The organism is Salmonella sp. SJTUF14076, from assembly GCF_015534835.1.
GTDB lineage: Bacteria > Pseudomonadota > Gammaproteobacteria > Enterobacterales > Enterobacteriaceae > Salmonella > Salmonella enterica.
The window spans coordinates 209,404-232,490 of the sequence record NZ_CP064674.1; the positions used below are offsets into that span (position 1 = coordinate 209,404).

The window sequence follows — 23,087 nt, forward strand, 5'->3', positions numbered from 1 at the left end:
ACAGCGACCGTGGCGGTTGATTATGACGTCTGCACATGAAGAAAATTCCAGGGAAAACTCTGAAATTTGTAAGTAACATTGATCGGCAAAATAAATAATCCCAATAATTCAGGAGCGAACCTTGACCCACGCACCATCGCGTCATTCGGTATTGACCGCCGCACACTGGGGGCCAGTCCGCGTTGAAACCGACGGAGAACGCATTTTTGCCTCGTATGGCGAACTCCCGACGGCACACCAAAATTCCCTGCAAACCGTTGTGCATGACCAGGTGCACAGTAAAACGCGGGTTCGCTTCCCGATGGTGCGTAAAGGGTTCCTGGCTTCCCCCGATAAGCCGCAAGGCATACGCGGGCAGGATGAGTTTGTTCGCGTAAGTTGGGATGACGCGCTGGATCTGATCCACGCTCAGCACAAACGTATTCGCGAAAGTTATGGGCCATCGTCCATCTTCGCCGGCTCCTACGGTTGGCGTTCGAACGGCGTATTGCATAAAGCGGCTACGCTATTGCAGCGTTACATGGCGCTGGCGGGAGGGTATACCGGCCATCTTGGCGATTATTCCACCGGCGCGGCGCAGGCTATCATGCCTTATGTGGTGGGTGGCAACGAGGTTTACCAGCAGCAGACTAGCTGGCCGGTGGTGCTGGAACACAGCGAGGTGGTGGTGCTCTGGAGCGCGAACCCGCTGAATACTCTGAAAATTGCCTGGAATGCCTCGGATGAACAGGGGCTCGACTATTTTGCGGCGTTGCGACAAAGCGGCAAGCGCCTGATCTGCATCGATCCGATGCGATCGGAAAGCGTCGACTTTTTTGGCGATAAGATGGAGTGGATCGCCCCACATATGGGCACCGATGTGGCGTTAATGTTGGGAATCGCCCATACGCTGGTGGAAAACGGTTGGCAGGATGAAGCGTTCCTTGCCCGCTGCACGACGGGTTATGACCGCTTCGCCGACTATCTTTTGGGCACGACCGACGGTACGGCCAAAACAGCGGAATGGGCGGCAGAAATTTGCGGCGTTTCTGCGGTGAAAATCCGCGAACTGGCGGAAATATTTCATCATAACACCACCATGTTGATGGCTGGTTGGGGAATGCAGCGTCAGCAGTTCGGCGAGCAAAAGCACTGGATGATCGTTACGCTGGCCGCAATGCTGGGGCAAATTGGTACGCCTGGCGGCGGGTTTGGTTTTTCTTATCATTTTGCTAACGGCGGAAACCCGACGCGCCGCGCCGCCGTGTTAGCGTCGATGCAGGGGAGCATCCCTGGCGGGGTCGATGCGGTAGATAAAATACCGGTGGCGCGTATTGTCGAGGCGCTGGAAAACCCCGGTGGGTTTTACCAACACAATGGGATGGATCGCCGCTTCCCGGATATTCGTTTTATCTGGTGGGCGGGCGGCGCGAACTTTACCCATCATCAGGATACCAACCGTCTGATTCGCGCGTGGCAAAAACCGGAACTGGTCGTTATCTCGGAATGTTTCTGGACGGCCGCCGCGAAACACGCGGATATTGTTCTGCCTGCGACCACCAGCTATGAGCGCAACGATTTAACCATGACCGGCGACTATAGCAATCAGCATTTGGCGCCGATGAAGCAGGTCGTGTCGCCCCAGTGGGAGGCGCGGAATGATTTTGACGTTTTTGCTGAACTGAGCGAACGGTGGGAAGCCGGCGGTTACGCTCGGTTCACCGAAGGAAAAAGCGAGCTGGCGTGGCTGGAGACCTTCTACAATATTGCCGCCCAGCGTGGCGCCAGCCAGGGGGTGACGCTGCCGCCGTTTGCCGCATTCTGGCAGGCTAACCGTTTACTGGAGATGCCGGAAAATCCCGCCAACGCGCAGTTTGTGCGCTTCGCGGATTTTCGCCGCGATCCTGATAACCATCCGCTAAAAACGGCCAGCGGCAAAATCGAAATCTATTCTGCGCGCATTGCCAGCTATGGTTATGCGGATTGTCCCGGTCATCCGATGTGGCTGGTGCCGGATGAGTGGCACGGGAACGCCGATGCGGGGCAGGTTCAGCTACTTTCCGCGCATCCGGCGCACCGTCTGCATAGCCAGCTTAACTACAGTTCGTTACGGGAGCGGTATGCGGTGGCCGGACGCGAACCGGTGACGATTCATCCGCAGGATGCGACAACGCGCGGAATCGTCGATGGCGATACGGTACGCGTCTGGAATCATCGCGGGCAGGTTCTGGCGGGCGCGGTCGTTACCGACGGAATTCGGCCTGGCGTTATCTGTATTCACGAAGGCGCATGGCCGGACCCTGAACCTACCGCAGGCGGCATATGCAAAAACGGCGCGGTAAACGTCCTGACAAAAGATCTTCCCAGTTCCCGGCTGGGGAACGGTTGTGCGGGCAACACCGCGCTGGTCTGGTTTGAGAAATATACCGGCCCGGCGCTACCGCTTACGGCGTTTGATCCGCCTGCCAACTCATAATCCAGGTGGGGTGGGCGGTATCCTCCTGCCAGGCGCTATCTTCAATACGAAAACCGAGCGCATGGTAGAAGTTTACGGCGGATTGATTTTTCTGGTAAACCTCAAGGCTCAGCAGAGGAAAACGTTGCTGGACATATTCCAGAAGCGCTTTGCCAATGCCGTGTCTTAACGCGTCGGGGGCGACAAACAGCGCCCCGACAAAACGGGCTTCCAGTACGCTGACGAAGCCTTTCAGTTGTCCATTTTCCTCCCATACCCAGGTTTGCGCGGCGGGTAAATAGACGTCGCGTACAATTGCTTCGCTCTCGTGCCAGTAACGTTCTTCGATAAAGGGATGGGCATAAATGGTACTTTTCATCCACAGCGCCAGAATAGACGCCATGTCTTCACTCTGGGATTTGCGAATCATGTTTTTCTCCCGGATGGCAAAAACAGCCGGTAATATGGTCATTGACCAGTCCGCACGCCTGCATAAAGGAGTAACAGATAGTCGTACCGACAAACTTGAAACCGCGTTTTTTCAATGCCTTAGCAAGCGAATCGGACGCAGGTGTTGAGGTAGGGATCTCATCCAGGCTGGCCGCCTGGGTGATCTGCGGCTGGCCATCAACGAATGACCAGACAAAATCGGCGAAAGACTCGCCGTTTTGCTCCATCGCAAGCCAGGCGCGGGCGTTACTGATAATGGCCTGAATTTTACCGCGATGTCGTATGATGCCTGTGTTCTGCAGCAGGCGTTCAACATCCTCCTCCTGCATAGCTGCGATGCGTACCGGGTCAAACTGATGAAAACAGGCGCGGTAGTTCTCCCTCTTTTTAAGCACGGTGATCCAGGATAAACCGGCCTGTTGACCTTCAAGACAGATCATTTCAAACAGCTTTCTGCTATCGGTTTCCGGTACGCCCCACTCGTTATCATGATAGGCAATGTAAAGGGGGGCCTGGCTGACCCAGTCGCAACGCTGCATAGACTTCCTCGTTATTGTGGTTACCGCGAAAATTTCCTTCAACCCGCCTTGACGGGCCCGCTAAAAGGACAATAGTTAATACAGGGCTGATGCCCGACATCCTTCATTCAATGACAATAATATCGCCGAATTCGGCTCTACTCTGGAGTCGCGTTGATGATTGTAAGAAAACGCCGTGGTCGCCGGACATTGCGTTGTCTGGCGTGCCTTATGGCCTGCTCGTTTTTTATCAATACCACGTATGCCTGGCAACAAGAATATATCGCTGAAGCGGCTCCGGGACATACGACGGAACGCTATACCTGGGACAGCGATCACCAACCGAATTACAACGACATACTGGCCGAACGTATTCAGTCTACGCAAAATACGGTGGGGCCGGTGCTTAGCCTGGCGGATGAAACCCCGCTTGATGCGACCAGCGGTATCAGTATGGGCTGGAATTTTCCGCTTTCCCGACGCGTGACCACTGGGCCGGTCGCGGCGCTGCATTACGACGGTTCGACGTCATCAATGTATAACGAATATGGCGATAGCGCGACGACATTAGCGCTTACCGATCCGTTATGGCATGCCAGCGTCAGTACGTTAGGCTGGCGGGTAAACTCGCAGTTCGGCGATGTCCGTCCCTGGGCGCAAATCAGCTATAACCAACAGTTTGGGGAAAATATCTGGAAAGCGCAGTCCGGGTTGAGTCGTATGACCGCAGGAAATCAGGCGGGAAACTGGCTGGATGTCACCGTAGGCGCGGACGTGTTACTTAACCCGCACCTGGCGGCGTATGCGGCGTTTTCCCAGGCGGAAAATAGCGCTACGGATAGCGATTATTTGTATACCCTGGGGGTGAGCGCCAGGTTTTAACAGGATAAACCGCCACCTGGACTTATTAGAAGTTCAGCTAATACCCTATCTATATATTTACAAAAATATATAGGTCAATCACATTCTCTATAGACACTTTTTGCGCTTCCTGTGGTCTACTTAGCCGCGCTGGTAGACTTTCTCACATCTGCGTTAGCCGCATATTTACCTGTTTGATTAAAGAATCGTTGTACAGGTCGTTTTTATCCCGATTCCCAGGGTTTGTTTGCATGAGATACATTAAATCGATGACGCAGCAGAAACTTAGTTTCTTGCTTGCGCTCTATATCGGTCTGTTTATGAATTGCGCCGTGTTTTACCGCCGTTTCGGCAGTTATGCGCAAGAATTTACCATTTGGAAAGGCCTTTCCGCAGTTGTCGAACTTGGCGCCACGGTGCTGGTCACTTTCTTCTTACTTCGTCTTCTTTCACTGTTTGGCCGACGCGTCTGGCGCGTGCTGGCCACGCTGGTGGTGCTGTTTTCCGCTGGCGCCAGTTATTACATGACCTTCCTGAACGTGGTGATTGGCTACGGCATTATTGCGTCTGTTATGACCACCGATATCGATCTCTCGAAAGAGGTGGTGGGGCTGCACTTCGTATTGTGGCTGATTGCCGTGAGCCTGCTTCCGCTCATCTTTATCTGGAGTAACCACTGTCGCTACACGTTGTTGCGCCAGCTACGTACGCCGGGGCAGCGTTTTCGCAGCGCCGCTGTAGTGGTACTCGCAGGCGTAATGGTGTGGGCGCCTATCCGCCTGCTGGATATACAGCAAAAAAAGGTTGAACGGGCGACAGGTATCGACTTACCCAGCTATGGCGGCGTGGTAGCGAACTCCTATCTGCCTTCAAACTGGTTATCTGCGTTAGGGCTGTATGCCTGGGCGCAGGTAGATGAGTCGTCGGACAATAATTCGTTAATAAACCCGGCCAGGAAATTTACCTATGTTGCGCCGAAAGATGGGGATGACACCTACGTCGTTTTCATTATCGGTGAGACGACCCGTTGGGATCACATGGGGATTTTCGGCTACGAGCGTAATACCACGCCGAAGCTGGCGCAGGAAAAAAATCTGGCGGCATTCCGCGGCTATTCCTGCGATACCGCGACGAAGCTTTCTTTACGCTGTATGTTTGTACGGGAAGGCGGGGCGGATAATAACCCGCAGCGTACCTTAAAAGAGCAGAATGTTTTTGCCGTACTCAAACAGCTCGGATTCAGTTCCGATCTGTACGCCATGCAGAGCGAGATGTGGTTCTATAGCAATACCATGGCGGATAATATCTCCTACCGCGAGCAGATCGGCGCCGAGCCGCGTAACCGCGGTAAAACGGTTGATGACATGCTGTTGATTGATGAGATGCAGAACTCGCTTGCCCAGAACCCGGAGGGTAAGCACCTGATTATCCTGCATACTAAGGGGTCGCATTTTAACTATACGCAACGTTATCCGCGCAGCTACGCTCAGTGGAAGCCCGAATGTATTGGGGTCGATAGCGGCTGCACGAAAGCGCAGATGATCAACTCTTACGATAACTCCGTGACCTATGTGGATCACTTTATTACCAGTGTGTTCGATCAGCTACGTGATAAAAAAGCGATTGTGTTCTACGCGGCTGACCACGGCGAGTCGATTAACGAACGCGAACATTTGCACGGTACGCCGCGCAATATGGCGCCGCCGGAGCAATTCCGTGTTCCGATGCTGGTATGGATGTCGGATAAATATCTTGCCAGTCCGCAACATGCGCAGATGTTCGCTCACCTGAAGCAGCAGGCGGAGATCAAAGTGCCGCGTCGTCATGTGGAGCTGTACGATACGATAATGGGCTGCCTGGGGTATACATCGCCGGATGGCGGCATTAACCAGAACAACAACTGGTGCCATATTCCCGATGCGCAGAAAGTCGCCGCGAAGTAGGTTGTCTGCCGACTTTCTCGCCGATTGAATTGTATTTTGCGACTAAGGGATTGACGGGCGTGCGCCTGAGCAGTAAGATGCGCCCGCATTCGGTGATTGGCGCAGCCTGGTAGCGCACTTCGTTCGGGACGAAGGGGTCGGAGGTTCGAATCCTCTATCACCGACCAAATTCAGAAACCCTGCTCAACGAGCAGGGTTTTTTTGTATCTGAAGCCTGACGAGGATGAGAACCTCCGGGGGCAAGAGGTTCGACCCGAGCGAAGCGAGAAAACGTTGCGTCAGCAACGGCCCGCAGGGCGAGCCACGCAGTGGCGAGTCATCCTCTATCACCGACCAAATTCAGAAACCCTGCTCAATGAGCAGGGTTTTTTTGTCTATGGAAAACCCCCAGCTAGGCTGGGGGTTCCGGAAAGCTTTCAGCTTTAAGCCAGTTATTAAAACCCCTTTTGATTTGTTAAAACATCTTGCGGTCTGGCAACTGCAAAAGTTCAACAAGAAATCAAAAGGGAGTCCCAATGGGGGACGAAAAGAGCTTAGCGCACACCCGATGGAACTGTAAATATCACATAGTTTTCGCGCCCAAATACCGAAGACAAGCGTTCTATGGAGAGAAGCGTAGGGCAGTAGGCAGCATATTAAGAAAATTGTGTGAATGGAAAAACGTACGAATTCTGGAAGCAGAATGTTGTGCAGATCATATTCACATGCTTCTGGAGATCCCGCCGAAGATGAGTGTGTCGAGTTTCATGGGATATCTGAAGGGTAAAAGTAGTCTGATGCTTTACGAGCAGTTTGGGGATCTAAAATTCAAATACAGGAACAGGGAGTTCTGGTGCAGAGGGTACTATGTCGATACGGTGGGTAAGAACACGGCGAAGATACAGGACTACATAAAGCACCAGCTTGAAGAGGATAAAATGGGTGAGCAATTATCGATCCCGTATCCGGGCAGCCCGTTTACGGGCCGTAAGTAACGAAGTTTGATGCAAATGTCAGATCGTATGCGCCTGTTAGGGCGCGGCTGGTAAGAGAGCCTTACAGGCGCATCTGAAAAACCTCCGGCTATGCCGGAGGATATTTATTGTATCTGAAGTCTGACGAGGATGAGAACCTCCGGAGGGCAAGAGGTTCGACCCGAGCGAAGCGAGAAAACGTTGCGTCAGCAACGGCCCGCAGGGCGAGCCACGCAGTGGCAAGTCATCCTCTGTCACCGGCAGGTTGACGCTCGCACCACCAGTTCAGGCATGATCCCGTCGCTGTAGCTGACCTTCTCACCCGACAGAACGGCAAACAGGAGTGTGATTGCCTGTCGCGCCACCTCATCAAGATGCATATTCACTGCCGTCAGCGGCGGCAGCGATTCGCGCGCGCGGATACCGTCATAGCGGGTAACCACCCGCATTTGTTCAGGTATGGCGATGTCTTGTTCCTGGAAAGCCCGTACCGCGCCGCTGGCAAAGGTGTCGATCAGCACCAGCACGCCGTCAACGTCGGGATGCGCCTGTAATAGCTGCTGCGCGGCCTGGTAGCCGGCATTTTCACCCTCGCTTTCATTGAGAGAGTAGACGACGGGGGCCTGGCGTCCCGCGCACCAGCGCTGGTAAGCCGCTTCGCTCTCCAGAACTGATGTTCGCCGTGTGTTACCGACAAATAACGCACATTTGCTGGCGCCGGAGGCCTCCAGATGCGTTAGCAGAAGCTGTGCTGTTGCCGCCGAGTGCAGCTCCACCCACGGCACAGGCGTGTCGGTCCCCGGCGTGCGGCCAATGGTGACGCAGGGAATGCCCGCTTGCGCCAGCGCCTGGAGCTGCGGGTCGTTCTCCGCCGGTTCAATCAGGATCGCCGCGTCAAAGCTGACGGCATCCAGTGGATTTGCCCCCGGCGGCACCAGAATCAGCGCATGCTGTTTTTCCAGCGCCATCATCGCGGACGTTAACGCCACCTCCATCATAAATCCCAGTCGTGACGCGCCGGAGGCAATCGCCAGCGGCACCGAAGAGAGCAAGGCAATGGTATTGGTTTTGCCGGTTCGCAACTGGCGGGCGCGAATATTCGGCGTGTAGTTGAGCGCAGCAATGGCCTCTTCAATACGCCGTCGCGTCTGCGGCTCGACAAAGCGGGTGTTGTGCAATGCATTGGATACCGTCCCTGGCGACACGCCTGCATGGCGGGCAACATCAATCAACTTTGCGCGTTTTTTATTTTGAACAGCCATCTGCTTCCTGACCTGCGAAAATTTGCGCACAGGGTAGCATATTTACCAGACGGTAACGTTTGCTTTTTTTCAGTGAGGATCGTAAAAAACTCTTCATTAAAACGTTTTAATGGGGTATTTTGGCGCAAATTTATTCCTCAGGAGGCGATGTGGCACACTTAACTCAGGACTCGACTTTTACCCTTGGACGCCGTCTGGCGGGCCTTATCTACGCTGATAAGGCGAAGAGCTTTGGCGGCTATACCCTCTTTGCGCCGCAAACCGCCGAAGGGCGGGTTTACCTGGTGGACGAGCAGGGCGAAGTCGCGCATCAGTGGCAGCTTCCGGTTCGCGCCGGGCGTGATGCGGTGCTGCTGCCGAACGGTAATCTGGGTTATAACGGCAGCCACCGCACTTCAGCGAACCTCTATCCGGCGTGGGATCTCTGGCACGGCGGCGACTTCTACGAAGTGACGCCGGATAACGAAATCGTCTGGCACTATGAAGACATCTTCCATCACCATGATGCGCAATGGTTGGCGAACGGTAATCTGCTGTATACCGCCGCGTCGCCGTTGCCTGCCGATATCGCCGCCCGTGTTATCGGCGGCGACCCGCGCCGCGATGCGCCGGACGGCGTGATTCAGAGCGACGTCGTCAAAGAGGTCAATCGCGACGGTGAAGTGGTGTGGGAATGGCGTGCCTGGGAGCATTTGAATCCGGAAGATTTCCCGATTCATGATATTTTCGACCGCCGCCACTGGCCGATGATTAACGGCCTGTCCGTCACCCGTGATGGCCTGGTACTGATGAGCCTGCGTACCACTTCCGGCGTCATTGCCGTGGATAAAGAGAGCGGGAAGGTTATCTGGCATGCAGGGCCGGAAGTCGTAGCGCAGCAGCACACGCCGGTTGAGATGGAGAACGGGTCGATTCTGGTTTTCGATAACGGCAACCTGCGTCCCGGCGTCACCTCGCCGCATTCCACGGTGCTGGAGTTCGATCCGCAGACCAAAGCGATTACCTGGCAGTATCGCGATATCTTCCCGCCGGCGTTTTTCTCGCCATATATGGGGAGCGCGCAGCGGCTGGCGAACGGCAACACCTTTATCTGTGAATCGGCGTTTGGTCGCCTGTTTGAAGTTACTCCGGAAGGCGAAACGGTATGGGAATATATCATTCCGTTCTTTAATGAATATCCGGAGCACCTCAGTAAAGGCATTATTCCTGGAAAACAGAACAGCGCCTTCCGTGCGCATCGCTATGCCGCTGATGCCATTAGTTGGTTGAAATAATACAGACCGCCAGCCCGCGCTGGCGGTTATTTTTTTGATGTTTTATGGGAGTTAATCATGCCGCAACCTGGCCTTACTACGCCGGATAACGATGCATTACCCTGGCAAACCACCTTACTTTTGGCGCTTCAGCATGTGCTGGTCGTTGCCGCCACCCCCATTACCTCCGTCTTTCTGATCGCCAAAGCGCTCCACTTTACCGATACGGTGACCGCCTCGGTACTTAGCGCGACCTTTCTGATGTGCGGTCTGGGCGCTATTTTGCAAAGCCTGGGTGTGAAAGGGGTGGGCGCGCGTTTGCCGTTTATTATGGTACCGGGGGGCGCGCCGATTGCGATTTTCGTTGCGATCGCTTTACAGACCAATATCCAGACCGCGATTGGCGCCGTAATTCTGACCTCGCTGTTCTACTTTATCGCGTTGCCGATTTTCCGCCGCTGCCTGCACCATTTTCCCCCTTTTATCATTGGCATCATGCTGCTAATGGTGTCGATTAACCTTATTCGCCTGTACGGCGGATTGATCATTGGCCAGCCAGGGAGCGCCGACTTCGCTCATCCAACCAGTATCATTTTATCGCTGGGGACTATCCTGATAACGCTGATTTTCGCGCTGGCGTTTAGCGGTATTTTGCGCCAGCTGGCGGTGATGTTCGGCCTTTTAGCGGGAACGTTGCTGGGAATGGCGCTGGGCAGCACCGATTTTAGCGGTGTTAGTCACGGGCCGCTGTTTAGTTTCCCACAGCTTTTGCCGTTCGGCTGGCCGATTTTTGATCTCTCCGCCTCGCTGCCTTTACTGATTTACGCGGTCATCTCTATGGCTGAAGCAACCGGGCAAACGATTGCGACCGCGGAAATAGTCAATTCCACGCAAAATGTGCAGCAGACGATTCCACGTACCATTCGTGGTGATGCGGTAATGTCGCTGCTGGGGGGTATTTTTGGCACCTCCTTAATTATCACCTCCGGCGAAAATATTGGGGTGGTACGCACCACTAACGTGAAATCGCGTTTCGTGACTGCGGCTGCTGGAGGATTGTTAATCCTGATTGCCATATTCGCGCCGCTGGTACGTCTGGCGACCTGTCTGCCAGGTTCGGTGGTGTGCGGTACGGCGGTGATTGTCTTCAGCATTATCGGGGTCATCGGCATTGATATGATTGCGCGTGAGCCACTGCATACGCCGGGTAAAACCTACGCGCTGGCGATGGGGCTGGCCATGGGAATGCTACCTATACTGGTACCCGGCCTGTATCAGAATTTCCCAGCGGGCGTACAGATGGTCTTTGGCAACGGCATGGCAGCGGGGACGTTGACGGCGATTCTGGTGAACTCGTTGTTTAACTGGAGCGAAAAGCGCACGCAGGCCAGGGTCAAAAGTTAGTTTTTGTGATCGCGGTAGGCCGCACGACGGCCTACTTATTTACAATTTTGTGACATATTCGATGGTGTTTTTCAATGTCCGGATCACTCTTTTTTGCATACGGCTTATGGATAACCTCAGCATTTTCGCCTGTGCGTCTTAGCGTTAGTGGTATTAATCGCTCAGATAATCAACATATCGAAAGAAATTTTTTAATTAATGGCTAATTGTTAATCACTAACTGTTGCAAAATATTAAGTGAATAACTCTGCCTTTCTGCCTATAGCACAAATTTCCCTGCTGAAAATACCCTTCTGAACTTTTTTTAATCTTTGTTTGTTAATTCTCACCGTTGTTGTAAAAGCTGGTTACCTGTATTGACGTTTTGACATTCTATTGACAGATTGTAGGGAATGAGGGGCATTTTATGGAGAATCCGCACTGCAACTCAGTCGATTATGCGAACGGAATCCCCACCTCTCACTACTGACCTGACCAGGTAAAAAACAAAAAAGGCCGGGCGGTAAAAGCCTTTGCAAAGGGCAAAACAACATACATCACAATTGGAGCAGAAGAATGAGTATTTCCTTGAAGAAGTCAGGGATGCTGAAGCTTGGTTTGAGCCTGGTGGCCATGACCGTTGCAGCAAGCGTGCAGGCCAAAACCCTGGTTTATTGTTCAGAAGGCTCGCCGGAAGGCTTTAACCCACAGCTCTTTACGTCTGGCACCACCTATGATGCCAGCTCCGTACCTATCTATAACCGTCTGGTTGAATTCAAAACCGGCACCACGGAAGTGATCCCGGGTCTTGCTGAGAAGTGGGATATCAGCGAAGACGGTAAAACCTATACGTTCCACCTACGTAAAGGGGTGAAATGGCAATCCAGCAAGGATTTCAAACCCACGCGCGAGCTGAACGCCGATGATGTCGTGTTCTCTTTTGACCGGCAGAAAAACGAGCAGAACCCGTACCATAAAGTGTCTGGCGGCAGCTATGAATACTTTGAAGGCATGGGGCTGCCGGATCTGATTAGCGAAGTGAAGAAGGTAGACGATCACACGGTGCAGTTTGTGCTGACGCGTCCGGAAGCGCCGTTCCTTGCCGATTTAGCCATGGACTTCGCCTCTATTCTTTCCAAAGAATATGCTGACAACATGCTGAAAGCCGGTACGCCGGAAAAAGTGGATCTGAACCCGGTCGGCACTGGCCCGTTCCAACTGGTGCAATATCAGAAAGACTCCCGCATTCTCTACAAAGCCTTTGACGGCTACTGGGGCACGAAGCCGCAGATTGACCGTCTGGTCTTCTCCATCACGCCTGACGCCTCTGTGCGTTACGCCAAACTGCAGAAGAACGAATGTCAGGTGATGCCGTATCCGAACCCGGCGGATATTGCGCGCATGAAAGAAGATAAAAACATCAACCTGATGGAGCAGGCCGGTCTGAACGTGGGTTATCTCTCCTATAACGTGCAGAAAAAACCGCTGGATGATGTCAAAGTTCGCCAGGCGTTGACCTATGCCGTGAATAAAGAGGCCATCATCAAAGCCGTTTATCAGGGCGCGGGCGTTGCGGCGAAAAACCTGATCCCGCCGACGATGTGGGGCTACAACGACGATATTAAAGACTACGGCTACGATCCGGAAAAAGCCAAGGCGCTGCTGAAAGAAGCCGGTCTGGAAAAAGGCTTCACCATCGATCTGTGGGCGATGCCGGTACAGCGTCCCTATAACCCGAATGCGCGTCGTATGGCGGAAATGATCCAGGCGGACTGGGCGAAGATTGGCGTTCAGGCCAAAATTGTCACCTATGAATGGGGCGAATACCTCAAGCGCGCTAAAGATGGCGAGCACCAGACGGTGATGATGGGCTGGACCGGCGATAATGGCGATCCGGATAACTTCTTCGCCACGCTGTTCAGCTGCGATGCCGCCCAGCAAGGCTCCAACTATTCAAAATGGTGCTACAAGCCGTTTGAAGACCTGATTCAGCCTGCGCGTGCGACCGATGACCACAACAAGCGTATTGAGCTCTATAAACAGGCCCAGGTTGTGATGCATGACCAGGCGCCAGCGCTGATCATCGCTCACTCCACGGTTTATGAGCCAGTGCGTAAAGAAGTTAAAGGCTATGTGGTTGATCCATTAGGCAAACATCACTTCGAAAACGTCTCTGTCGAATAATTAAAAGAGCGCTGCGCCCCGGTGTTGTGTAGGCCGGATAAGCGCAGCGCCATCCGGCGTAATGCTTTATCCGCGATGCAGTTTGCGTGGGATAAGATTTGTGAGCAATACAGACTCACGGTTCCAGGCCGTGCGTCATGAGAGAGAATTCGGGTTATGTTGCAGTTCATTCTCCGACGTTTGGGACTCGTTATCCCGACGTTTATCGGTATTACCCTTCTCACCTTTGCCTTTGTCCACATGATCCCCGGCGATCCGGTGATGATCATGGCGGGTGAGCGAGGTATTTCCCCTGAGCGTCATGCTCAACTGCTGGCTGAACTCGGTCTTGATAAACCGATGTGGCAGCAGTACCTCCATTATATCTGGGGGGTAATGCATGGCGATTTAGGCATCTCGCTGAAAAGCCGAATCCCTGTATGGGACGAGTTTGTGCCTCGCTTTAAAGCGACGCTGGAACTTGGCGTCTGCGCCATGATTTTTGCCGTCGCCGTGGGGATTCCGGTGGGCGTGCTGGCCGCAGTGAAGCGCGGTTCTATCTTCGATCACACTGCCGTTGGCCTGGCGCTGACCGGTTACTCTATGCCTATCTTCTGGTGGGGCATGATGCTGATCATGCTGGTCTCCGTCCACTGGAACCTGACGCCGGTTTCCGGGCGCGTGAGCGATATGGTGTTCCTTGATGATACCAATCCGTTGACGGGCTTTATGCTGATCGACACCGCTATCTGGGGCGAAGAGGGTAACTTTATTGATGCGCTGGCGCATATGATCCTGCCTGCGATGGTGCTCGGCACAATCCCTCTGGCCGTCATTGTGCGTATGACCCGTTCGTCGATGCTGGAAGTGCTGGGGGAGGATTACATCCGTACCGCACGCGCCAAAGGGTTGACCAGGATGCGCGTCATTATCGTCCATGCTCTGCGTAACGCCATGCTGCCAGTCGTCACCGTGATCGGCCTGCAGGTCGGGACGCTGCTGGCAGGCGCGATTCTGACAGAAACTATCTTCTCGTGGCCCGGTCTGGGACGCTGGCTGATCGATGCGCTGCAACGTCGCGATTATCCGGTAGTGCAGGGCGGCGTGTTACTGGTAGCGACGATGATTATTCTCGTCAACCTGCTGGTAGACCTGCTGTACGGCGTGGTGAACCCGCGTATTCGGCATAAGAAGTAAGGGGCCATCATGTCACAGGTTACTGAAAATAATGTTAATGCCGCACCGGCGCCCATGACGCCATTGCGGGAGTTCTGGCACTATTTCAAACGCAATAAAGGCGCGGTCGTCGGGCTGGCGTATGTTCTCATCGTGATCCTGATTGCGGTGTTTGCCAACTTTATTGCGCCGTACAACCCGGCAGAGCAGTTCCGCGATGCGCTGCTGGCGCCGCCGGTCTGGCAGGAAGGCGGCAGTTGGGCGCATATTCTGGGAACGGATGATGTTGGTCGCGATGTCCTCTCGCGCCTGATGTATGGCGCGCGTTTGTCGCTGCTGGTCGGCTGTCTGGTGGTCGTCCTGTCGCTGGTAATGGGGATTATTCTCGGCCTGGTCGCGGGTTACTTCGGCGGTCTGGTCGATAACATCATCATGCGCGTGGTCGATATTATGCTGGCCCTGCCGAGCCTGCTGCTGGCGCTGGTGCTGGTGGCGATCTTCGGTCCCTCCATCGGCAACGCGGCGCTGGCGTTGACGTTTGTGGCGCTGCCGCACTACGTCCGCTTAACCCGCGCGGCGGTTCTGGTAGAGGTGAACCGTGATTATGTGACTGCCTCCCGTGTGGCGGGCGCAGGCGCGATGCGTCAGATGTTCGTCAATATTTTCCCGAACTGCCTTGCGCCGCTGATCGTGCAGGCGTCACTGGGCTTCTCTAACGCCATTCTCGATATGGCTGCCCTCGGCTTCCTGGGGATGGGCGCACAGCCGCCTACGCCGGAATGGGGCACCATGCTCTCTGACGTATTGCAGTTCGCGCAAAGCGCCTGGTGGGTCGTGACCTTCCCGGGGCTGGCGATTCTGCTGACGGTGCTGGCATTTAACCTGATGGGTGACGGTCTGCGTGACGCGCTCGATCCCAAACTGAAGCAGTAAGAGGTTCGAGATGGCGTTATTAAATGTAGATCAATTATCGGTGCACTTCGGCGACGAAGGGACACCGTTCAAAGCCGTCGACCGCATTAGTTACAGCGTGAAGCAGGGTGAGGTGGTCGGTATTGTCGGCGAGTCTGGTTCCGGCAAATCTGTCAGCTCGCTGGCGATTATGGGGCTTATCGATTACCCAGGCCGCGTGATGGCGGAAAACCTGCTCTTTAACGGACAGGATCTGAAGCGCATTTCCGAGAAGGAACGTCGCAACCTGGTGGGCGCTGAAGTGGCGATGATTTTCCAGGACCCGATGACCAGCCTCAATCCTTGCTATACCGTTGGCTTTCAGATTATGGAAGCCATCAAGGTACATCAGGGCGGGAACAAGAAAACCCGTCGTCAGCGAGCGATTGACCTGTTGAACCAGGTGGGCATTCCCGATCCGGCCTCTCGTCTGGATGTCTATCCGCACCAGCTTTCTGGCGGCATGAGTCAGCGCGTGATGATTGCGATGGCCATAGCCTGTCGACCAAAGCTGTTAATTGCCGATGAACCGACCACGGCGCTGGATGTGACTATTCAGGCGCAAATTATTGAGCTGCTGCTGGAGTTGCAGCAAAAAGAGAACATGGCGCTGGTGCTGATTACCCATGACCTGGCGCTGGTGGCGGAAGCGGCGCACAAAATTATCGTCATGTACGCCGGGCAGGTCGTCGAAACCGGCGCTGCGCAGGATATTTTCCGCGCGCCGCGTCATCCCTACACCCAGGCACTGCTACGCGCGTTACCAGAGTTTGCTCAGGACAAAGCGCGTCTGGCGTCGCTGCCGGGTGTGGTGCCGGGGAAATATGACCGACCGACGGGTTGTCTGCTTAACCCGCGCTGCCCCTACGCCACGGACAGATGTCGTGCGGAAGAACCTGCTCTCAACCAACTGGACGATGGACGTCAGTCAAAATGTCATTACCCACTCGATGATGCCGGGAGGCCCACACTATGAGTACGCATGAGGCCACCTTGCAACAGCCGCTGTTGCGGGCTATCGACCTGAAAAAACACTATCCGGTGAAGAAGGGGATCTTTTCTCCGGAACGGCTGGTAAAAGCGCTGGACGGCGTGTCGTTTAATCTCGAACGCGGTAAAACGCTGGCCGTAGTGGGGGAGTCCGGTTGTGGAAAATCCACACTGGGTCGCCTGCTGACGATGATTGAAACGCCAACCGGCGGCGAGCTTTATTACCAGGGGCAGGATCTGCTCAAACACGATCCGCACGCGCAGAAACTGCGGCGGCAGAAAATTCAGATTGTGTTTCAGAACCCCTACGGTTCCCTGAACCCACGCAAGAAAGTGGGGCAAATTCTGGAAGAGCCGTTGCTGATCAATACCAGCCTGAGTAAAGCGCAGCGTCGTGAAAAAGCGCTGGCGATGATGGCGAAGGTGGGGCTGAAAACCGAGCACTACGACCGCTATCCGCATATGTTCTCCGGCGGCCAGCGTCAGCGTATCGCTATCGCCCGCGGTCTGATGCTTGATCCGGACGTAGTGATTGCCGACGAACCGGTCTCCGCGCTCGACGTGTCGGTGCGCGCCCAGGTGCTGAACCTGATGATGGATTTGCAACAGGATATGGGGCTGTCTTATGTCTTTATCTCGCACGACCTGTCGGTGGTGGAACACATCGCCGATGAAGTGATGGTCATGTACTTAGGCCGCTGCGTGGAGAAAGGGACCAAAGAGCAGATTTTTAACAATCCACGTCATCCCTATACCCAGGCGTTGCTCTCCGCCACGCCACGGCTGAATCCGGACGATCGCCGTGAGCGGATTAAGCTGACCGGCGAGTTGCCGAGCCCGCTGAACCCGCCGCCGGGCTGCGCCTTCAACGCCCGCTGCAGCCGCCGCTTCGGACCCTGTACGCAGTTACAGCCGCAGCTTAAAGAGTACGACGGCCAGTTGGTGGCCTGCTTTGCCGTCGATCAGGATGAAAATCCGCAGAAACCGCTGAGTTAATTGCGTTTTATGCCGGATGGCGGCTGCGCCTTATCAAGCCTACACCGTACCTGTAGGCCTGGTAAGCGTAGCGCCACCGGGCATGGCTCTTTGGCACGGCTTATTCAATCAATTTTAATAACGGCGACAGGCACAACAATATTCCATATAACAGAATAAGCCAGGTTTTCAGGCCGCGTAATTTTTCCAGTTGCGCTACTTTATAAATCAGGAAAAAGGGAATAATACACGCGACAATGCCATAAAGCGGACTGCCTAACTGGAAAAAGACCAATACTGAGACGCGAAACGAAACCCAAATAACCAGAGTAACCACGATAAAGACACAGATTCCAGATGTCAGTAACAGTGGGTTGACGTTTTTGACATCCATAATACGACTCAATACATTCAGTACAATACCTTTAAGCGCTTCGTGAAAACCTAAATAAATACCAAAGAACGCGGTAAGTACGGCAAAAATATTGAGGATGGTAGAGGTAATGTGGATGATATGGCCAGGGATTACCTGAGCTGCCAGCGCAAGAGCGGAAATATTCTGCTCGAATGCTGATACCGCTTCTTCATGGCTAATCGAAAAGGTAAATGAGAACGAGAAAAAGAGAATAATGGCAATCAGCGTAATATAGCTAATGCGATGCGTGCGAATCGCCATCCGGGTAGCCAGCACACGGTCAGGCTCGCGCTTACGATAGGCGATGTTCATTGGGTTTAGCACCTGAATGAAGACCGCAGAAAAGAAGCAAAATGGGATAGTGAGCAGTACGTCGCGAAAGAAAACTGATGCGGCGGGAAAGGCTGAAATATTATCAAGATTCCAGTGTGGGATCATCGCAAAACCGAATATCAGAATGATCCCGACTTTTACCACCACCATCGGGCCGGAAATTTTAAATAATAGCTTTTCCCCGCCGGAGGCAATCGCCACCAGCACGGCGAAAATCGCGACTTTATAGATAATAGACTGCGAAAGATCGGCCTCAGTAAGGCCGAAGGTTTTGATATAGGAGGCGCTATCAAACACCACCGACAGGGAGTAAATAAACACCCCGTGGATAATCATAAGAAAATAGATTACACCGAGAAAAACGCCCCAGTTTTTGCCAAGATAGTGACTGATAATATCGGTATAATCGTCACAGGTTTCGCTTTCAGATAACGTTTTTAGATAAATATCCTGCACAATATAGGTAGCGGGATAGGCGATGATAAAAGCGGTAATAAATACCCAGATCCCCTTGAGACCGATTTGCACTGGCATTAAGACGGTACCGGCGCCGATCGCCATTCCGATACACAAGAGCACCCAGCCAAAATCATATTTTGTAAACGGTAATCTCGTTGAAAGCGGTGTGGTCGTAGCGTTACTGTTATTTAATGGTAATGTGTCGTCCTGCATAGAGCCCCCTGCCCAAAATATACGCAGCTCTCTCATAAAGAATGCTGCCTATAACCAGGCTATAGTGCCTTGATACCCGATGCGGCAAACCGGTGACAGCGGTTCGCCGAGCAATCGTCAGAATGCTGCTTTTCTGCTGGCGCGTTCAAGGTCATGAATAATATCGTCGGGATCTTCAGGTCCCGCTGAAAGACGGATAAGTTCGTCGGTAATACCTGCTTTTAGCCATTCCTCTGGCGCAACAGGCGAATATGTCATAGACGCAGGATGCTGAACGAGGGTTTCGGTATCACCGGGACTGGCCGCGAGGAGGCATAATTTACAGAATTGAGCGGCTGACTGCCAGCGTCAGAAATGCTGAATGTATTCTGGCAAATAAAAGTAGTCGTCTGCGAAGCGTCACGCAGATTGCGCGTTAGCGCCGTGCCGGGACGGGGATTTTGCCGTAATATCAGCAGCAAGCCGGGTTTACCCGGTGAGGCGCAATGTTGCGGGGGCTTGATCCCCGGCGGCATTGGTTGCTGGAAAGAGAAAACCTCCGCACGTTGACTGGTATAAACCTGGCAACCTGACGGAGGCTAACTTGATCCTCAACACATCAAGGATAGCCGCGAACGGTTGCCATTGCAACAAGGCGGCTATATGACGCTTACGCAGTTGGGCGTGGCCTTCTGGCACGATCTGGCGGCGCCGATCATTGCTGGCATTATCGCCAGTGTGATCGTCAACTGGCTACGTGACAGGAAGTAACGCGTTTTGAGCGTCTGTCCGCCGTAATGGCAACATGCGCCCGAACCAGGCCGCAGGGGAAACCTTGCGGCCTTTTTCGGTTTACTGCGGGTAAGGCACCCAGTCGCCGCCATTCAGACGAACGTAGGGCTTACCCTGGTACTGAATCACCACCGCATTAGCGTTTTCTGAAACCGGCGCGGTTTGCGGCAGATTGCTGGTCAGCTTGTTCCAGTTCACACTGTCTTCGGTAAAGAGCTTACCGTCCACGGCGCGTACGACCAGTTCGGAAATCGCCAGGTAGCTGCTCGGCTGATTAATATCAATCGGCGCGCCCTCATGCGGGGCTTTCATGCCAAAAAATTTCACGCCCGCCGGGACATTGGTGATGGAGGGGCTGGGAATATCGCGCAGGCCTGAGATCTGCATTCTGTCGCCCTTCAGCGCGCCGCCGTGCTCCGGTACGACCACCACCATCACCTTACGCCCGGATTTCTCCAGTTCGGTAAAGAAAGCGTCCAGTTCATCGAACAGTTTCTGCGCGCGGATTTTATAATCTGCCGTTTTGCTGACGCCGGGGAAATGGTTGCCATCGTGCAGCGGCAGCAGGTTAAAGAAAGTCGCGGAGCGGGAATTGGCTTCACGTTCTTCCCCTGTCAACCAGCGGTTCAGGACCGCCAGATCGTCATATACCGGCGAGCCGTCGAATGACAGCAGGGCGGTTGGCAGGCCGGACTGGTTCATCAGTTCGCTCTGCATACCGCCGTTTTCGCGAACTTCTTTCAGGAAGCCGCCAAATTCACCGTTATGATCCATCATCAGATGCTGAGTAAAACCCAGCTTCGCCAGATTATCAAACAGATAACATTCGTTATCGGCTGGTTGATAAAGTCGGGTATGCGATGGTTGACCACAGCTGGCGCGCAGCAGACGAATGGCCGCCGGGCCGCTGTAAGACGTGCCGGAATTAAAGTGTTTAAACAAAATGTCAAAGTGCGACCATAGCGGATGTGACATCAAGCCTGCCGCTTCGACATCCGACCAGGAGAGCGAACAAATATTGATGACCAATAGGTCGAACGGCTGCGCATCAGGCGGAAGCTGCGCCGGGAACGTCGTTTTCCGCTTTTCTTCCGCGGCATAGAAGGTGTTCAACCAGGCGTTCAGATTCGCGGTCGTCGGCGGCGCGGTTTGCGCAGGCATATCGCCGATGACCGGCTTATCGCCCGCTGTCGCGACGGTAGCGGCTGCGTTACCGCCAGTCGTCGTCACCGTATCGGTTGGCTGGCCTGCCGGCCACAGAGTAAAAACCGGGCCGGTTAATGTCAGGACATTCAGCCATACCATGATGGCGACCACAAACACCGTAACCCGAATCCACTGTGATAAAAAAAGCCAGGCAACCAGCAGTACGAAGATGGCGCCGATCATGTGCCAGTTAATAAAACGGGCGATCAGATCGAGCAGATAACCGGAGCTGAATTCCGCCACCTGCGTCCCCTGGCTCATAATGCTTTGCGGGCCGGGCAGCCAGGTATCATGCCAGAACAGCGCGAAGCCGACGGGAATGGCAATCCAGTGGCGCAACCGGTGAAGGCGATATTTTGGTATTGGCATGAGCAGAAACGCCATGAATACCAGATTCAGTAAAGGATGAAAATTCAGATAGCCTGCCCACAGCAGGCCAAACTTGACCAGAAAATAGAAGTTCCAGCCGGAAAGACCGCGCCAGTACTGCCAGAGCGGAGAAGGCATTGAAGGAGTTTGAGTATGCTGAGTCATTTTTTGTCTGCCTTGACTTTCGTAGCGCGGCGCAGAGTTCCGGCTGGTTTTACATAACGAGGTTTGGCAAATAGCAGCCGGGTTGTATCACTGATACGGCGTAGCGAATGACGCGCCAGATACCCCAGCGGAAAGAAAATCAGCGCGCAAAAAAGAATAATTTGCACGATATCGCTGATGGTCATCATGATGCACGCTCCGCGGTGTCGTCGAGCAATCGCAGGGGTTCAGGAATACGACGCCAGATGCGGCCATCGTGTTCGGCATTTATTACCGGGTCGGCGCGTTTTGCCAGCGGTAGCGGCGTTCCCCACAGTTCCGGCGACAATAAGCGCATCTGCACCAGCTCGGCGCTGATTTGTTTATCTTCGAACCAGACCATACGATTAGAGAAAATATCGCCCGTCGGCAAAGGGAAAATATGGTTTAACGCGGTATCCAGATCGTTGACCCGGCAGAATGATAAAAACAGCACCAGACGGTTGCCGCCGATGGTCATAATATCGCCGGTTCGGTTTGGCCGACATAATGTTAACGCCTGCTCAACCCGAATGCCCGGCACCGGGCGCAGCGCGACCAGAACGCCTTTCCCGTCGGCGGGGAGTAGGGTGTTGCTCATCATCGTATGGATGGCATCGCAGAAGGTATCCCACGGCTGAAAACCGCGCAGTTTCAACGGCTGCGTCATCGACAGTAGCGTGGTGATGTCTTCCGGTACGTAACGGCTGAACTGCTGCCCCTGCACGCTTTCAATAAGCGTCAGGCAGCGTGAAAGCGGGGCGTTCCAGGGAATGATCATATTCGCGCCGCAGCCCAGCAGCAGGCGCTCATCGGTGGCGCGCAAACTGGCGATATTTTCGCGCACGACAATTTTCAGCGCGCTTCCCCGCTGGCGTCGCAAAGTATGAATGCGACGAGCAAGCGGCTCGATTTGGTTGTTCTGTGTAAGCGAAAAAATAATTGTCGCGGCCTGCGCCGTGCGCGCGTCGTTGAATAGCGCTTCGTTATTGTCGAAAAGCGTCCAGTGTTCCGAGAGCGGCGGCGCGCCTTCAAGGACGGCGACGTGGCTAAGAATGCGTTTTTCGTCGCTACGCGGCTGAATTGCCGTCTCCTCCTGATGGGATAGCGTCCAGCGTTCGTCCTGCTGACACAGCAATAACTGCTGTCGGGCGCTGACGCCTTTTTCGTTACACCAGAAGGCAATATCGAACAAATGTTGGTCGCCCTGAAAACGTAAACTGGCGAGGCCGAAAAGTGAGCGATACTCGCCCATCAACAACGAGGACTGTTTATCGCTATTATTACAAGGGTTAATAACCAACAATGAACAGTGATGAAAACGAGTCCATTTATTCATTTTTTCCAGCCATTTATGCAGGCTTTCTGACGTTATATTCCGCCACGTGTTATTTGCACAAATAAGAATGAAAAAGTAATGCGTCGGGTTAACAGAACAAAGCAAATCGTGGGGCAAAGAGTATAGCCCTTTTTCTGAATCCGGCATGGTAAATAAGCGGATTTTCTCCGGACCGTGAGATTCATCTAATTTGATTACTTTGCCAGGATCGCCTTCCATGCCGATGACGGCGACATTTGCATTCTCCGTTTGTGACGCAATCGTTTGATTCACCAGGCTGATGGCATCTTGCTGGCGATCGGCGTTAACCCACCAGACGCCGCCGGTTGGCATATGGCGCAGTTCATCCCATAATGATGAGATGCCGAGAGAAAATACGGGGTCCACAGTGTCCCTCATGTCACTATTTTAACTGTTTATCAGTTTACTAGCGAAAGCACAGAAATAAACCTAACATTGAAATTAAAACGCATCAGATTTAGCATGT

19 protein-coding genes, 1 tRNA gene, 2 other RNA genes and 1 pseudogene are annotated in these 23,087 nt (G+C 53.7%); 15 read left to right on the forward strand and 8 right to left on the reverse strand.

Annotation, left to right across the window (positions count from 1 at the left end; translation table 11 throughout):
• Window positions 1-121: 121 nt before the first annotated feature.
• On the forward strand, window positions 122-2,455 hold the full coding sequence (locus HU143_RS00985; RefSeq protein ID WP_023227718.1) for a molybdopterin guanine dinucleotide-containing S/N-oxide reductase: 2,334 nt from the start codon (window positions 122-124) through the stop codon (window positions 2,453-2,455).
• On the opposite strand, the gene HU143_RS00990 is transcribed toward HU143_RS00985, so the two are convergent.
• Window positions 2,424-2,864: an N-acetyltransferase gene (locus tag HU143_RS00990; protein WP_000619902.1), complete on the reverse strand. Its 441-nt coding sequence runs from the start codon at window positions 2,862-2,864 to the stop codon at window positions 2,424-2,426. The two genes, HU143_RS00985 and HU143_RS00990, sit on opposite strands and share 32 nt — an antisense overlap.
• On the reverse strand, window positions 2,842-3,423 hold the full coding sequence (gene tag, locus HU143_RS00995; protein WP_023193821.1) for a DNA-3-methyladenine glycosylase I: 582 nt from the start codon (window positions 3,421-3,423) through the stop codon (window positions 2,842-2,844). The genes HU143_RS00990 and tag overlap by 23 nt, the downstream gene beginning before the upstream one ends.
• 156 nt (window positions 3,424-3,579) lie before the next feature.
• On the opposite strand from tag, the gene HU143_RS01000 reads away from it, so the two are divergent.
• The 6 genes from HU143_RS01000 to HU143_RS01025 all read left to right on the forward strand — a co-directional run bounded on the left by HU143_RS01000 (window position 3,580) and on the right by HU143_RS01025 (window position 7,423).
• Window positions 3,580-4,284, forward strand: a complete 705-nt coding sequence (locus tag HU143_RS01000; protein ID WP_001522000.1) for an autotransporter outer membrane beta-barrel domain-containing protein — start codon at window positions 3,580-3,582, stop codon at window positions 4,282-4,284.
• 230 nt (window positions 4,285-4,514) lie between these two features.
• The gene (gene eptB, locus HU143_RS01005; protein WP_001269247.1) at window positions 4,515-6,206 is read left to right on the forward strand and encodes a kdo(2)-lipid A phosphoethanolamine 7''-transferase; all 1,692 of its coding nucleotides are present in this window, start codon (window positions 4,515-4,517) and stop codon (window positions 6,204-6,206) included.
• Between the two features lie 90 nt (window positions 6,207-6,296).
• Window positions 6,297-6,373 (forward strand) — tRNA-Pro (locus HU143_RS01010).
• Between the two features lie 35 nt (window positions 6,374-6,408).
• A non-coding RNA gene (locus HU143_RS01015) (RtT sRNA) lies at window positions 6,409-6,542 on the forward strand.
• Window positions 6,543-6,721: 179 nt separating this feature from the next.
• Window positions 6,722-7,180, forward strand: coding sequence for an IS200/IS605-like element IS200F family transposase (tnpA, locus tag HU143_RS01020; protein WP_000502119.1), 459 nt, complete (start codon window positions 6,722-6,724; stop codon window positions 7,178-7,180).
• A 109-nt stretch (window positions 7,181-7,289) separates the two neighbouring features.
• Window positions 7,290-7,423, forward strand: a non-coding RNA gene (locus HU143_RS01025) — RtT sRNA.
• Here HU143_RS01025 and HU143_RS01030 read toward each other — a convergent pair.
• A complete protein-coding gene (locus HU143_RS01030) occupies window positions 7,414-8,421 on the reverse strand; it encodes a substrate-binding domain-containing protein (protein ID WP_023227403.1) in 1,008 nt (335 codons plus the stop codon). The genes HU143_RS01025 and HU143_RS01030 overlap by 10 nt on opposite strands.
• 149 nt (window positions 8,422-8,570) lie before the next feature.
• On the opposite strand from HU143_RS01030, the gene HU143_RS01035 reads away from it, so the two are divergent.
• The 7 genes from HU143_RS01035 to dppF all read left to right on the forward strand — a co-directional run bounded on the left by HU143_RS01035 (window position 8,571) and on the right by dppF (window position 17,333).
• Window positions 8,571-9,695: an aryl-sulfate sulfotransferase gene (locus tag HU143_RS01035; protein WP_023227404.1), complete on the forward strand. Its 1,125-nt coding sequence runs from the start codon at window positions 8,571-8,573 to the stop codon at window positions 9,693-9,695.
• Between the two features lie 57 nt (window positions 9,696-9,752).
• Window positions 9,753-11,078, forward strand: coding sequence for a uracil-xanthine permease family protein (locus HU143_RS01040; protein ID WP_001136082.1), 1,326 nt, complete (start codon window positions 9,753-9,755; stop codon window positions 11,076-11,078).
• A 555-nt stretch (window positions 11,079-11,633) separates the two neighbouring features.
• Window positions 11,634-13,241, forward strand: coding sequence for a dipeptide ABC transporter periplasmic-binding protein DppA (gene dppA, locus HU143_RS01045; RefSeq protein ID WP_000028047.1), 1,608 nt, complete (start codon window positions 11,634-11,636; stop codon window positions 13,239-13,241).
• A gap of 156 nt (window positions 13,242-13,397) precedes the next feature.
• A complete protein-coding gene (gene dppB / locus HU143_RS01050; RefSeq protein WP_000938843.1) occupies window positions 13,398-14,417 on the forward strand; it encodes a dipeptide ABC transporter permease DppB in 1,020 nt (339 codons plus the stop codon).
• A gap of 9 nt (window positions 14,418-14,426) precedes the next feature.
• On the forward strand, window positions 14,427-15,329 hold the full coding sequence (gene dppC / locus HU143_RS01055; protein ID WP_000084690.1) for a dipeptide ABC transporter permease DppC: 903 nt from the start codon (window positions 14,427-14,429) through the stop codon (window positions 15,327-15,329).
• Window positions 15,330-15,339: 10 nt separating this feature from the next.
• Complete coding sequence (gene dppD, locus HU143_RS01060) at window positions 15,340-16,323, forward strand: dipeptide ABC transporter ATP-binding protein (RefSeq protein WP_001196509.1); 984 nt, start codon at window positions 15,340-15,342, stop codon at window positions 16,321-16,323.
• Window positions 16,320-17,333, forward strand: coding sequence for a dipeptide ABC transporter ATP-binding subunit DppF (dppF, locus tag HU143_RS01065; protein WP_000103563.1), 1,014 nt, complete (start codon window positions 16,320-16,322; stop codon window positions 17,331-17,333). Before dppD ends, dppF begins: the two co-directional genes overlap by 4 nt.
• Window positions 17,334-17,433: 100 nt before the next feature.
• Here the strand turns inward: dppF and HU143_RS01070 are convergent, their stop codons facing one another.
• Window positions 17,434-18,732: an aromatic amino acid transport family protein gene (locus tag HU143_RS01070; RefSeq protein ID WP_001150175.1), complete on the reverse strand. Its 1,299-nt coding sequence runs from the start codon at window positions 18,730-18,732 to the stop codon at window positions 17,434-17,436.
• Between the two features lie 117 nt (window positions 18,733-18,849).
• Window positions 18,850-19,002: pseudogene (locus tag HU143_RS24370) on the reverse strand (PLP-dependent transferase); the annotation flags it as partial.
• A 372-nt stretch (window positions 19,003-19,374) separates the two neighbouring features.
• Here HU143_RS24370 and HU143_RS01080 point away from each other — a divergent pair.
• Window positions 19,375-19,482 carry a type I toxin-antitoxin system toxin Ldr family protein gene (locus HU143_RS01080; protein WP_001537650.1) on the forward strand — a complete coding sequence of 36 codons (108 nt, stop codon included), beginning with the start codon at window positions 19,375-19,377 and terminating at the stop codon, window positions 19,480-19,482.
• Between the two features lie 81 nt (window positions 19,483-19,563).
• On the opposite strand, the gene bcsG is transcribed toward HU143_RS01080, so the two are convergent.
• The 3 genes from bcsG to bcsE are packed head-to-tail and all read right to left on the reverse strand — an operon-like array spanning window position 19,564 to window position 22,999.
• Window positions 19,564-21,243, reverse strand: coding sequence for a cellulose biosynthesis protein BcsG (bcsG, locus tag HU143_RS01085; RefSeq protein ID WP_023227405.1), 1,680 nt, complete (start codon window positions 21,241-21,243; stop codon window positions 19,564-19,566).
• Complete coding sequence (gene bcsF / locus HU143_RS01090) at window positions 21,240-21,431, reverse strand: cellulose biosynthesis protein BcsF (RefSeq protein WP_000988321.1); 192 nt, start codon at window positions 21,429-21,431, stop codon at window positions 21,240-21,242. Before bcsF ends, bcsG begins: the two co-directional genes overlap by 4 nt.
• Entirely contained in the window at window positions 21,428-22,999 is a 1,572-nt protein-coding gene (gene bcsE, locus HU143_RS01095) for a cellulose biosynthesis c-di-GMP-binding protein BcsE (RefSeq protein WP_001205771.1), read from the reverse strand. Before bcsE ends, bcsF begins: the two co-directional genes overlap by 4 nt.
• Window positions 23,000-23,087: the final 88 nt, after the last annotated feature.